At 52.4% G+C, this 12403-nt stretch carries 9 protein-coding genes; 5 read left to right on the top strand and 4 right to left on the bottom strand.

The features are described 5' to 3' along the window. The first annotated feature begins 78 nt into the window (after positions 1-78). A complete protein-coding gene (locus tag VN12_RS24015; protein ID WP_146679385.1) occupies positions 79-1236 on the top strand; it encodes a hypothetical protein in 1158 nt (385 codons plus the stop codon). Positions 1237-2476: 1240 nt separating this feature from the next. On the opposite strand, the gene gdhA is transcribed toward VN12_RS24015, so the two are convergent. Continuing rightward, complete coding sequence (gene gdhA / locus VN12_RS24010) at positions 2477-3823, bottom strand: NADP-specific glutamate dehydrogenase (RefSeq protein WP_146679383.1); 1347 nt, start codon at positions 3821-3823, stop codon at positions 2477-2479. Positions 3824-4406: 583 nt separating this feature from the next. Between gdhA and VN12_RS24005 the strand changes: the two genes are divergently transcribed. The 3 genes from VN12_RS24005 (at position 4407) to VN12_RS23995 (ending at position 6786) form a co-directional block, all read left to right on the top strand. Then, the gene (locus VN12_RS24005; protein WP_146679381.1) at positions 4407-5312 is read left to right on the top strand and encodes a hypothetical protein; all 906 of its coding nucleotides are present in this window, start codon (positions 4407-4409) and stop codon (positions 5310-5312) included. A 114-nt stretch (positions 5313-5426) separates the two neighbouring features. Further along, positions 5427-6047: a YdeI/OmpD-associated family protein gene (locus VN12_RS24000; protein WP_146679379.1), complete on the top strand. Its 621-nt coding sequence runs from the start codon at positions 5427-5429 to the stop codon at positions 6045-6047. Positions 6048-6483: 436 nt separating this feature from the next. Continuing rightward, complete coding sequence (locus VN12_RS23995) at positions 6484-6786, top strand: hypothetical protein (protein ID WP_146679377.1); 303 nt, start codon at positions 6484-6486, stop codon at positions 6784-6786. A gap of 362 nt (positions 6787-7148) precedes the next feature. On the opposite strand, the gene VN12_RS26295 is transcribed toward VN12_RS23995, so the two are convergent. Further along, on the bottom strand, positions 7149-7583 hold the full coding sequence (locus tag VN12_RS26295) for a hypothetical protein (RefSeq protein ID WP_205855141.1): 435 nt from the start codon (positions 7581-7583) through the stop codon (positions 7149-7151). A gap of 626 nt (positions 7584-8209) precedes the next feature. Next, positions 8210-8968 (bottom strand): hypothetical protein, encoded by a 759-nt coding sequence (locus tag VN12_RS23985; protein WP_205855140.1) that lies wholly within the window; start codon positions 8966-8968, stop codon positions 8210-8212. 1176 nt (positions 8969-10144) lie between these two features. Here VN12_RS23985 and VN12_RS23980 point away from each other — a divergent pair. Next, positions 10145-11662 carry a DUF1254 domain-containing protein gene (locus tag VN12_RS23980; RefSeq protein ID WP_168164615.1) on the top strand — a complete coding sequence of 506 codons (1518 nt, stop codon included), beginning with the start codon at positions 10145-10147 and terminating at the stop codon, positions 11660-11662. 201 nt (positions 11663-11863) lie between these two features. Here VN12_RS23980 and VN12_RS23975 read toward each other — a convergent pair whose 3' ends face one another. Continuing rightward, the gene (locus tag VN12_RS23975) at positions 11864-12319 is read right to left on the bottom strand and encodes a hypothetical protein (protein WP_146679372.1); all 456 of its coding nucleotides are present in this window, start codon (positions 12317-12319) and stop codon (positions 11864-11866) included. Positions 12320-12403 lie beyond the last annotated feature (84 nt).

The raw sequence follows: 12403 nt of genomic DNA, 5'->3' as shown, positions 1-12403 counted from the left end.
ACCTATTTGGTTGCATCCCTTCCTTCAATCCCATAAGGTGATGGGATCTACGCCCCGAACTTCTTGGAGAGATCCACCATGTCCAGCACGCTCCGCTGTGAGCAGTTCGTCAGCGACGAAATCTGCCTTGTTCATTGCTACCATCGCTGTGTCCGTCGCGCCTTCCTCACAGGCATCGATGAGCTCACCCAGAAAGACTACACCCACCGCAGAGAATGGATTCGCCAGCGCCTGGAGTCCCTGGCCTCTGTCTTCGGTATCGACGTTCTCCAATATGCCGTCCTATCCAATCACCTCCATGTCATCCTCCGCAATCGCCCCGATGTCGTGAAGACTTGGTCCGACGTAGAAGTCGCCACCCGCTGGCTAAGACTCTTTCCAGGCACCCGAATCCTCGATGTCTTGGCAGAGCCCAACGAGGAGGATGTCCGAAGCGCTGTAGCCAATCCCGAGAAGATCCAAGAGTATCGCAGCCGACTCTCCGATATCTCTTGGTTCATGCGTTCTCTCGCAGAAGTCATCGCCAGGCGAGCCAATGCAGAAGATGAATGCAGTGGCTGCTTCTGGGATGGCCGATTCAAAGCGAAGCGGCTACTCGATGAAGCGGGTTTGCTGGCCTGCGCCATGTATGTGGATCTCAATGTCTTGCGCGCGAACCTGGCCGCAACAATCGAACTCTCGATGCACACGTCGGTGTTCGATCGAATCGAGGCTGCCAAGGGAGCGATGATCGAATCCTCGGCTCTGGATCGTATTCCCTTGTCCCGGGAGGAATCGATCGCGAGGAGGACCAAGATGACGCTCGAGGAGCAGAAGAAGGCTCGTAAGCAGACTGGCCCCCGTCCACTGGTCCCCCGAGACGCCTGGTTGGCCCCTTTGACGCTCGACCCCGAAGTGGACGCGTTTGATCCGCAGGCCAGCACCAATGGTCTGCGCGCCAGCAACCGAGGGTTCTTGACGATGAACCTGGAGGACTATGTGAAGTTGTTGCAATGGACAGCTAAGCAGCAGGATCATCCGCCAGGGAGCGTGTGTCCGGTTCCTGAATCCTTAGAGCCCTTGTTTACCGGCTTGGGAGTGGAACCGAGCATGTGGTGCGACTTGGTGTGGAACTACACCAAGTACTTTGGGACAAGCCGTTGTAGTGGGAATCCCAAGGCGATGATCGCCGACGCGGAGCGGACCCACAAGCGCTGGAGTCGCGGCCAGCGCCAAGCTGCCGCTTGCTTCGCCTAGCGGGGAGCGATTCGCGACAACTGGCCAGTAGCAAGGAGCCAGGAGCAAGTGGCTCCGCTAGCTCCGGTTCCCCACCTTGGAGCCTGAGCCAGAACACTCGCTCTTCAGTCTCCCACCCATCACCCTCCTTCATCTTCGGGGCCGGTTCGCCGCTGCGCCCATCCGAGCCCAATCCCTCCGAATTCCAGCCCCCCAGGCCAATCCCGCCCCCACTTCCATTTCAAAGCCCATGCTCCCCCCGTCCTCTCTCCATTCAAAAGATGGGTGCCCTCTATTGAGGTGCTCTCCAAAAGATGCGTGCCTTCTATTGGAGAAGACAAAAGGTGGGTGCCTACTATTTGATGAGTGGGTGCCTCGGATTTGGTGATCGCGTTTCATTGCGTCTTGGCGCCTTTGCGAGAAGCCTCCCCCCAAAAGGTGGGTGCCTGCTATCGGGAATGATCGGGAATGACTGGCAACTGGCAACGACATAAGGTGGGTGCCTACTATCGGGAATGATTTGAATAGGTGGGTGCCTGCTATTGGGAAATCGGAGAAGACAAAAGGTGGGTGCCTACTATTTGATGAGTGGGTGCCTCGGATTTGGTGATCGCGTTTCGTTGCGTCTTGGCGCCTTTGCGAGAAACCTCCCCCCCATTAGGTGGGTGCGTACTACCGCGCTATCGCGATTAGGTGGGTGCGTACTATCGCGATTTTCATTGGAACAGCAGTTCTTCTCTGCGCACCGGTAACGCTGTGGAGCCATTTATCGACAGACAAAAGGTGGGTGCCTACTATTTGATGAGTGGGTGCCTCGGATTTGGTGATCGCGTTTCATTGCGTCTTGGCGCCTTTGCGAGAAGCCTCCCCCCAAAAGGTGGGTGCCTGCTATTGGGAATGATCGGGAATGACTGGCAACTGGCAACGACATAAGGTGGGTGCCTACTATTTGATGAGTGGGTGCCTCGGATTTGGTGATCGCGTTTCGTTGCGTCTTGGCGCCTTTGCGAGAAACCTCCCCCCCATTAGGTGGGTGCGTACTATCGCGATCGCGCTATCGCGATTAGGTGGGTGCGTATTATCGCGATTTTCATTGGAACAGCAGTTCTTCTCTGCGCACCGGTAACGCTGTGGAGCCATTTATCGACGGCCGTGAGGATTGCGACGATTCCTATTTCCGCCTTACCGCAAAATCATTTGAGTCGCCCGACAATGCTTGTCGTGCGATCTTCGATTGCAATGATTGCGATACCCTCGCGAGCTAAATCAATCCAAAGGCAACCATCGCTTCTGCGACGCGTTTGAATCCAACTATGTTGGCACCCAGGACATAGTTCCCGGTAGCTCCAAACTCGGCAGATGTTTCATAACACGCACGATGTATTTCAATCATGATCTCATGCAATCGTCGCTCTGTGTGTTCGAAGGACCAAGCATCACGAGTTGCATTTTGCTGCATCTCCAGTGCCGAGGTTGCGACCCCACCTGCGTTAGCAGCCTTTCCTGGAGCGTACAACACACCCGATTCCTGGAAGACGCGTACCCCCTCTGGAGTCGTCGGCATATTCGCACCTTCGCTAACAGCAATGCATCCGTTGGAAACCAACTTCTTTGCCGCAGTCCCATCGAGCTCATTCTGCGTGGCCGAGGGCATCGCTACTTGGCAAGGAATATCCCAAATGCTGCCACTTGGGATGAATTTCGCATCATGGTGTATGTCGGCGTATACCGAAATACGTTTCCGTTCCACTTCCTTGATCTGTTTCAAGGTATCCAATTCGATCCCTCTCTCATGGTAAATCACACCTCCCGAGTCGGAGCACGCGACAACGGTCCCCCCCAGTTGCTGGATTTTCTCAATCGCGTAGATCGCGACATTACCAGCCCCTGACACGACGCAAACTTTGCCCGCCAGCGAATCTCCTTTCGTCTTGAGCATCTCTTCTGCGAAGTAAACAGCCCCATACCCCGTCGCTTCCCGACGCACCAAGGCCCCTCCCCAGTGCGGACTTTTCCCTGTAAGAACGCCCGATTCGTAGCGATTGGTCATTCGTTTGTATTGCCCGAATAAGTATCCGATTTCACGTGCACCTACCCCGATATCCCCTGCAGGTACATCGGTATGCTCCCCGAGGTGCCGATGCAACTCCGTCATAAAGCTTTGGCAAAACCGCATCACCTCCGCATCAGTCCTCCCCTTTGGATCAAAATCAGATCCACCCTTTCCCCCACCGATAGGCATACCGGTTAATGCATTCTTGAAGACCTGCTCAAACCCAAGAAACTTGATCGTTCCCAGCAGTACGGAGGGATGGAATCGCAATCCCCCTTTGTAAGGACCTAACACACTATTGAACTGCACACGAAACCCGCGGTTGATCTGCACTTCTCCACTATCATCTTGCCATGGCACACGAAAAATGATCTGCCGCTCAGGCTCGCAAATCCGCTCGATCACCTTGTGCTCCGCATAGTGTGGATATTTCTTGAGAACCGGTCCCAATGTATCGATCACTTCCTTCACCGCTTGATGGAACTCCAACTCCCCCGGATTGCGGCGAACGACTTGTTGATAGATTTCCTCGACCTTCTTCTGAACATCTGGCATGCAATTAACTCGATGGAATGAAACGGTAGATAGTCGCGTTGAAGCGAACTAAAAGATGAACACGAAAACCATTCTTCCTATAACACATCACGTAGAATTCAAAAGGTGATAAGTCACCGATATGACACAGGTTTTCAGAATCGTGCGAACGACCGCACCCTCATTGCCTAAAAACTGAAAACCTCAGTACCCATATGTCAACCGCGATTTCCGCTCGTGCCGCACTGGCGTCCCTACCTTTCATGCTGGCACCGTTAGCAAAGTGCTATCCCAGAAACGCCCTACACCAAAGCGTCCTCTCCGCTGCGAGATCCGACACCACGTCGACATCTGCCGGGGAATTAAACGATCTGCTACCCACGACTGCCTCGTAACAGATCGACTTACTCTCCTCCCACTTCCTAGGTGGGGTTCCGGCCACGGAATGGATTCAACCCATTAGTTGGGCTAGTATCTAGGACTCGATGCGGTTCGGACCTGGTCTCGATGCGACGTATAATGCAGCAATCCACTGATGGAGCCTTCGTCGGGCCTATCCAATTAAGTGGCAGATGACGCAACCTTTTATAGAACGACCTTGCGTATGACACGAATTTCCCAATGTGCCTTGATCCTGCTCGTCTTGAGCTCCATGCCACCTTGTGCCATGGCCCAGGAAGTAACACCGCCTCCCAAGGAACTGGGGCTCGATCCTTTTTACACCAAGTACGTCAATGCGGAGGGCTATCCCATCGTCTCTTCCGAAAAGGTCAATGACTATGCCTTAAAGGAAGCTGCTTACCTCGTCAACATGATGTTGCGTACGCGACCGGACGTTCGTAAGGCCTTGATAGAAGGCGGTTCGAGGCTGGTCGTTATGGCTCACAGTGAATTTACGACCGATTTGCCGGAGCAACGAACTATGACTCCGAAGGATTTCTGGGATGCACGCGCTCGAGGATTGGGCGGATCCCAAACCGACGCGATCTGCTCCTGTGGAGAAGAGAACCTGCTGGCGTTCCCTGGTGATCCCTACTCGAGCGAAAATCTCTTGATTCACGAATTTGCCCATAACATGCACTTACGCGGCTTAATACGCGTTGATCCAACCTTCGATAGCCGCCTCGAGGCATGCTACAAAAAAGCTATGAACGAAGGCTTGTGGAAGGGCAAATATGCATCCGTAAACCACATGGAGTATTTTGCAGAAGGCATTCAATCATGGTTCAACGACAATCGCGAGCCAGATCACGATCACAACCATGTGAACACACGAGCGGAGTTAATCGAGTACGATCCATGCCTCGCCGCTATATGTCGCGAAGTTCTGGGTGACGAAGAACTAAGCTATACCAAGCCACTCGTTCGTTTGACTGGTCACATGTCTGGATACGATCCGTCTACAGCACCAACGTTCGTTTGGCCGGAACGAGTAAAAAAAGCCAAACAAGAAATTCGCGATAAGGTGAAGGAGCAAGGGGATAATCGACGTCAAGTTTACGAGAAATAACCGCATGGAACACCGTCAGGTGCATGGGGCGATATGCAACTACCGACAGATCGACGATCCACTATCCGAGAAGTTGATTCTATTGGTTCCGTTATGGAGATCGTTTGCGCGAGCATGATAACTGAAATCGAAGATTACTTTTCCAAGGGATGCGGACGCTGCAACCGATTTGCGACTTTGGATTGTTCCACACAACGCTGGAGCCCAGGCCTTGAACAGCTCAGACAAATCTGCCTCAGTCTGAATCTGACGGAGACGGTCAAATGGGGACACCCTTGCTACATGCACAGCGGTCGCAATATTGTCATCATTGGGGCTCTTCGGAATGACTTCCGGCTGAGTTTTTTCAATGCTGCTTTGATGAAAGACCCCAAAGGGCTGCTAGAAAAACAGGGGCCGAACACCCAGTACCCCGACATGATCCGTTTTACGGACAACAACCAAGTCCTCGAGAAGAAGCCTGTCATAGAGGAATATTTAGCAGAGGCGATTGTCTACGCCGACCTGAACATTAAGCCCACAAAGCTGAAAACTGAGCTACAACTTCCAGACGATTTCATAGAGGCTCTTGGCGCTGATCCCGAGCTAGCAGATGCCTTCTACCGATTGACCGCCGGACGCCAACGCAGTTACTTGATCAACTTGAATTCCGCAAAGAAACCCGAAACGCGCATTTCGCGCATTGCGAAATACAGAGAGAAGATTCTCGCGGGAAAAGGCGCGACGGAACGTTGAGATCGCCCTTCTCACGCGACGTAGATTTCCACAAAGACACTGATGCTAGTGCGATGTCAAACTACTTGGTTGCTCCCGCTTCGGCAAACTTCGAGATGAAAGTCAGCTCCACGTGTGTCCGACACCATTTCGCCATACTCAGCGACTTGGGCTACTCAGCAACTTGACCTCATTGCGTTGGAAAGATCCTTGGAGGCGATCACGGACCTGACGCGTCAGTCGACCGAAGACGCCCGATACCAGCAGGCCTTTCCACGCATCGAAGGAAGAATCTACCGCATAAAAAAATGTTCATTCCCAGTGCCCATCCCGATTACGATCCAGCTTGAGGCTATGAGAAGGGCGATTTTATTTGGATTCAAGGCTTTACCGACAAAGTAGATGGACACGTCTATCCGGGCCACGGAAATCCGGATCGATTCGCCCTGTACTCGGAATGGCTCGCCAACTTGATCCACGATGCACGCAAGAATCTCTCTTCCCAAAGCTACCATTCGTGATTGGTGTCATGGGGTTCGGTGGTCTCAAAGACCGGTCGCCCGATGTGGTCGCTTTCCGAAAAGCGATGGCAGCACCCGCTGAAATGCGAGAATTCCAAGTCAAAGTCGTCGCGGTACATACAGCCCCTTTTGGTCGGACGAGCTCGGAGAGATCGGCGACATGCGTGACCGCATCAATCAAATGCGATACTCTCTTGAATCAAAACACAAAGATCACCCCAATGCCGACGACCGCATGACGGATGCACATAAGAGGGAGTATCTACCGAGTTTTGAAGACGAACTCATTTCGTCAGAGGAAGTCGCTTTATGGAAACGCGGAGCCTCGAACGCTGGTTACCACTACCCTGGCTGTGCAAAGACCTTCGCGTTATTGGGTACCCCCTTTGCGGAAGCAAGTCTCGATATGCACCCCGTAGATTGAAGGCATCTTCCAAATATCTTTCCCCAAATCGTCATCTCTGACTCCTCCAAACACAATCTTAATAATGCTCCGCCGCGACAATCGCTCACCGATCCACTCTCTACCTTGAAGTCTTACCATTGGGTCAGAACCAAGCCTTGGAGAGTGAATCTAATTGATCGTCATTCTCGCGTTGGATTATGTTTCCAATGATTCAGGATGGTACTTGTTCCCCAAGGACCGAAGCACATTCAATCTTCGCTGCATTAAACGCATCCGGCGCAACACGTTTCTCACTCGGATGTCTCCCGGTACTTGGTCCATTCCAAATATTACATCCACCGCGCCACCACCGTGAATGAAGGCAAACAACTCTTCGATACGCGATTCGATCGCCTTCACAATCGACTTATCCCTATTTCCACCTATCGCGAGCAATGTTCGATCCACAAAAGCTCGTACAGTATTTCTCGAAAGCGCGTTGACTTCGTCGTCGAAGACTTGCTGGACTTGTCCTTGGCACCCCATCCTCCTCGCGTGCTCGACCGAGAGCCTCCTCTTGATCTGCTTGCGCACCGTCATATGCCCCCTGACTTTCGTCACCACACACAGCACCGCCTCAGCAATCGACACTGCGACTTCGGGACAAATGGAAATCTCAAGTGCTACAGGCTTCGAGTTTGGAACGAACGCAAATTGCAGGGATTCAGCTCGCTTCCCGTGCAAAGAAACGAAATCCCTCACAAGCAAGGAACAAGATTCCCTCCATGCCTGAAGAGCGTCCGGTAAACCTAGCGACCTGCCATGTGTGAACGATACCAGGAGAACGGCCCTACCGCCTTGCAAGATTTGCTCTCTCGTCGTTTGTACGGAGGAAACGATATTTCTTACATCTCGAATTTCCTGAACAAACGAGCGACAAGACTCTATATACATTCCCGCTATTATCTTGATCTCTCCGAAAACAAGATTTGCATCAAGTAGTATCTCCGAAAGCTCGTGGTAGGCTGAGGGTCCGGCAAACGGATGATAACCTAAACGATAGAAAAGTTCTTGCCCGCGATGGGTGAGATCGTGATACGCAAATCCACCAACCGTGTTGAGGTACTCTTCGATTATTTCCTTAATGCGTACGCTCGCCCCATCGATCTTTCCGACCTCAATTATTTCATTCGAAAGCTCTATGACTTTGCATTCAAGATCGTTTTCTTCTATCCACCTATGCAGCGAGAGTATGAGGGACTTGAATTCGTCTATCATCACGGTGGTCCCTCCGAGACATGCTCGTCTGGGGAGCTCTCGCTCGCTACCAGAGGATGCCCCATCCCTTTGCTGCGAAGGCCCTCCATTCCGATAGCCATCCCGCCAATGGCCATCCCCGCATTGGAACGACCAGCACTTTCTTTTTCCGCTCCTTCTCCTCGCCCAGCGCCTGTTCCTTTGCCGGCAGAAACCGTCGGCCTAAGAGGTCCTTGATGTGGAATTCGCAGGTCCGGAGAGATAGGCTCCAGATCCAATGCGTCGCGTATGAAGCTTCGCAGCGACACGATGAGTTCCGACAAATGGACCTTGTTCCCCGCAACCATTTCACGAGCCGCATGGGCAGCGAGGTTCACTTGCTCCTCTGTACCCAATAAGATAACGTCCGAGAGCGCCGCCTCCACGGCATCGCGGATACGCCTTCGTCGTTCGGTGGTCACGGCCACCATCGACTGATCCACCTCGATTCCATCGCTACGCGGTTCGAGCATCGGAGCTTCATAGCCACCGTTCTGTCGAATCGATCGAAGATGGGTAGGATCGACACTTAGCTCACCGGTAAAGGACCCGCCCAAGATCTTGTATGCTGCAATGAGCGTTCGGAGACGCTCGTTGATCTGCCTATTCTCCCGCTCACGCCGCCGCTGGATGGTCTGCATCAGCAACAGTCGAATTCCTACCGCAACGACCGATACAAGAACCAACCCCAACAAGGTCGTGAATGCGCCATTCCAAGAACTAAAATCAAAATTTCGCATAGTGGTCCACTGCTCATCGGATCATCGGAACGAAGAATCTCAAAACGTATTCCGCATCAACACCGTCACAGGATTTCGAGGCAACCAACGCCGGTCTGCAATTCTAGCCTCCCAGGATCCATTACCAAGCCACGAGGAACATCGTTCTCATTCGATTCATTCCACGCATATTCTATCCACCCGCAGCGTATCGCATTTACGCTATCAACTCGGTGAACAACAGCCATTCGATCATACCGTTCTGAACAACCCAATGGATGAAAGCGGTAAAATCTCTGTCTGGCGATTATGATCTTTGGAGAAGTATTGAAGAGCACGCCCCGCGTACCTCCTGATCGACAAACCATGGGATTCCACGACTGGCACCACTCGCGGATCTGGAGTTTCTTGATCTGGTCGGAACACAAGTCAACGACGAACGACTGATCCATCTGTCCCAACTCAAAAACTTGAAGAGGTGCGCGCGGACGCACCTGTTTCAGCGGCGGGAATTGCCAAAGCGAAGCAAGCTCGCCCCGGCTGTGAGTTCATCCTTCCCAAACGCGTGGATAGTGGAAGATAGATTTAATCATCCGACGACCATCCATCATTGCCATCGTCAATCTAGCCCGATAGCTGTGAGAAACCGCACTTGGCAAATATCAGTGCACTGAATTTGCGATGTTCAGGTGCTCCCATTCTTGCGGCGGCACTGCAAGGGACTCGAGAGTTCCAACTTCTATGTCACGCCAAGGTTCAATCACCTTACCCATGCGAAGCCCCGATCCTACCACGGCGAGAACTAGTGCATTTTGCGGACTAGCCCCATCGCGGGACACGGGCTGTTTCTCTTCTTTAGGACGGCCGGATCGGCTCTGCAGAAAACCCAGGCTTTCTCCAATTTCGCGTGTGAAAAATCCAAGTTAGGAGAAGTCGCGATAAAAACCAAGGCACTGGCACAACTTTCGCGTTCACATTGGTGGAACCTAACGACGGGGAAGTTTCCCGCGACCAGACATAGCCAACGAGCAAGGTCCCGTCTGCGAAATGGTCACCGTTTTTGGAAGGGAACGCTCCAAGGAAAGGATTGTCGCACGTCACTGCCGATTGGTCACAACGCGCAACGTGGGTGTTGTCCCTGTCCGATTACTATCGCGGATAACTCCAAAACAGAAATCAGAATTACGAACAGACTCCATGAAGAACATTGTCGCAATCCTCCTCGTCACCACATTGTTGAACCATAGCTTAGCTCCATCATCACTCTCCTACGAGAATCGTCGTGAGCATCCCTATTTGGCATCCAGCTCTCATTCCAATTCGCCAGATAAAATCCCATCAAGCATTCATGATTTGACTCGCAAAGCGTATTTGTGGGGCTGGCCTCTGGTCTACCTGACCAATGTGCAACGCGCAGCCGCTTTGATCAAGCGACCAGGTATAAGTGGCGGTGCTCCCGTCGCTCCGGTCAATCGATTGAGCATGCTGACCGAACCTGTTTCGCCCGATTTCAAATCGGTTCCATGCCCTAATCCCGATGTCATCTACGGCTTCTCCATCCTCGATCTTTCTGAGGATGCTGTCGTCCTGCAGGTACCTGATCTATCGGACCGTTTCTGGATGGTCCAACTGGGAGACCATCGAACGGATTCCTTTGGCGAATTGGGATGCATGTACGGAAGCAAACCTGGTTTCTACATGATCGTAGGTCCGAACTGGCGGGGAGTCGCTCCCTCTTCGATTGTCCAAGTATTTCGATCCTCAACCTCGCTCGCTTACCTCATTCCGCGAGTGTTAACGCGATCGCAGAACGATGTGATCAGAGTCCAAAGTGCCCTAAGCGAGATCTCTGTTACTCCACTTTCTAAATGGAGCGGTCAATGGAAAAGGCACGACTGGACGAAACGAAAATGGTACCCAGCTATTGGAGAGTCAACCCGCAGTCGCTGCAAATCTGTCCATCCTGCCACATTCTTTGCCGATCTGTCCAACGTCCTCGATGCCGTGCCTCCACTCGAGGGTGAAGAAACTTTCTACGAAGAGATGCGGTCACTGCTCCACGCAGCACAGCACAACGATGCACTAATGGCAGAGCTTCAAGAGCGGGCTCGCGAGCTGGAATCCACGCTCATCGAACCCTTGTTTGATTTCTCACGAATCAGCAATCCACTCCCAACAGGCTGGACCAGCGTATCGAACGGCGCCGCATTTGGAACCGACTTTGTGACGCGAGCCGCAGTTGCAAAATCGAATATCTTCGTGAATCGAGCCAACGAGGCGAAGTATTTCTATTTGGAAGCAGATGGCCAGGGCGAATCCTTACAAGGTAGCCGAGACTATTCGATCACCTTCCCAAAGGGAGCCCTACCGCCCCATCAAGGCTTTTGGTCGCTGACCGCGTACAACTCCGATCACAGACTAGAGCCTAAGGACCATGCGCCCTACGCCTTGCTAGGATCACCAGACAATCTCTCGTACAACGAAGATGGCTCCCTCACCATCTCGATCTCGCAGCAAAAGAGGCCCTCCATACGGTCCAATTGGATAACGCCTCCTCCAGGACGATTCGTACTCTATTTAAGAATCTACGTTCCGGACGAGCCAGTCCTGAGCGGAGCGTGGGTTCCCCCTTCGGTGGCAGTCGAGCCTACCGTATCGAATCAAGGCCTTCTCGTCTCCGTGACTCCCAATATCGATTCAAACGATGCTCGATAGCCACAGCGAGTGGGCCACCAATCGGAAACCTTGCGAGTTGACTTCCCAACTCTTTCCCATATGTCATTGGAAAAACCCGACGCCGGCTTTATTCCTAGACGCGTAAGTATTCGAACGCGAAGCGTCAGTCCTTCGCGTTGCGATTCTGCGCCACACTCACTGCAATCGCGACATCCACTACGGACAATCCGAATCAATCGACTACTTGGAACCTCCTCGTTTTTGCTTTTCTCGCACCAAATCTATTTCCACTCCAATTCGATCAGCCTTTGCTTTCAGAATTTCGGCATCTGTCCCTCTCGCAGCAATCTTCCACTGTTGCATCACCAATTCAAATTGTTTAGCATTTTCAAGCTTTCGCTCCAACACTTCGATTCGCTCGGAAACGGTGGTTGCTATCTCTATTTCCGCATCCAACAATTCCTCGCGCGCTGCAAACAATTCCTCCGTGGTCTTTGTCGACCTCGCAACGAGCTTATCGATAATTTCAACACGCGCTGTCAAGGCATCGCGACGTGCCGCCAACAAGGACGTCAACTCAGAATCGCTGGAAACCGAACTCTGTGCAATCAAGGGTAAACAAGCAGCGACGCAAAGTATCACGCAGCCACTCGAAATGAAGAGGCCCTGAAATTGTTTCTTCTTGAACATCGACATCTCTAAAGCTCCTTAGTTTAAGTCTGGCACTCGACATAGGATCACGGTCACGAGTCTTGGTTCACCACCATTCGCAATCAAGTA

Origin of the sequence: Pirellula sp. SH-Sr6A, from assembly GCF_001610875.1 — a bacterium.
Lineage (GTDB): Bacteria > Planctomycetota > Planctomycetia > Pirellulales > Pirellulaceae > JBKCUI01.
Note: the sequence above shows the minus strand (reverse complement) of the source record. Positions and strands in the feature narration are given on the sequence as shown.

Excerpts from the sequence above, each read along its gene's own strand:
- VN12_RS24015 (WP_146679385.1), top strand. The coding sequence starts at position 79 with ATGTCCAGCACGCTCCGCTGTGAGCAGTTCGTCAGCGACGAAATCTGC.
- gdhA (WP_146679383.1), bottom strand. The coding sequence starts at position 3,823 with ATGCCAGATGTTCAGAAGAAGGTCGAGGAAATCTATCAACAAGTCGTT.
- VN12_RS24005 (WP_146679381.1), top strand. The coding sequence starts at position 4,407 with ATGACACGAATTTCCCAATGTGCCTTGATCCTGCTCGTCTTGAGCTCC.
- VN12_RS24000 (WP_146679379.1), top strand. The coding sequence starts at position 5,427 with ATGATAACTGAAATCGAAGATTACTTTTCCAAGGGATGCGGACGCTGC.
- VN12_RS23995 (WP_146679377.1), top strand. The coding sequence starts at position 6,484 with ATGGCTCGCCAACTTGATCCACGATGCACGCAAGAATCTCTCTTCCCA.
- VN12_RS23985 (WP_205855140.1), bottom strand. The coding sequence starts at position 8,968 with ATGCGAAATTTTGATTTTAGTTCTTGGAATGGCGCATTCACGACCTTG.
- VN12_RS23980 (WP_168164615.1), top strand. The coding sequence starts at position 10,145 with ATGAAGAACATTGTCGCAATCCTCCTCGTCACCACATTGTTGAACCAT.
- VN12_RS23975 (WP_146679372.1), bottom strand. The coding sequence starts at position 12,319 with ATGTCGATGTTCAAGAAGAAACAATTTCAGGGCCTCTTCATTTCGAGT.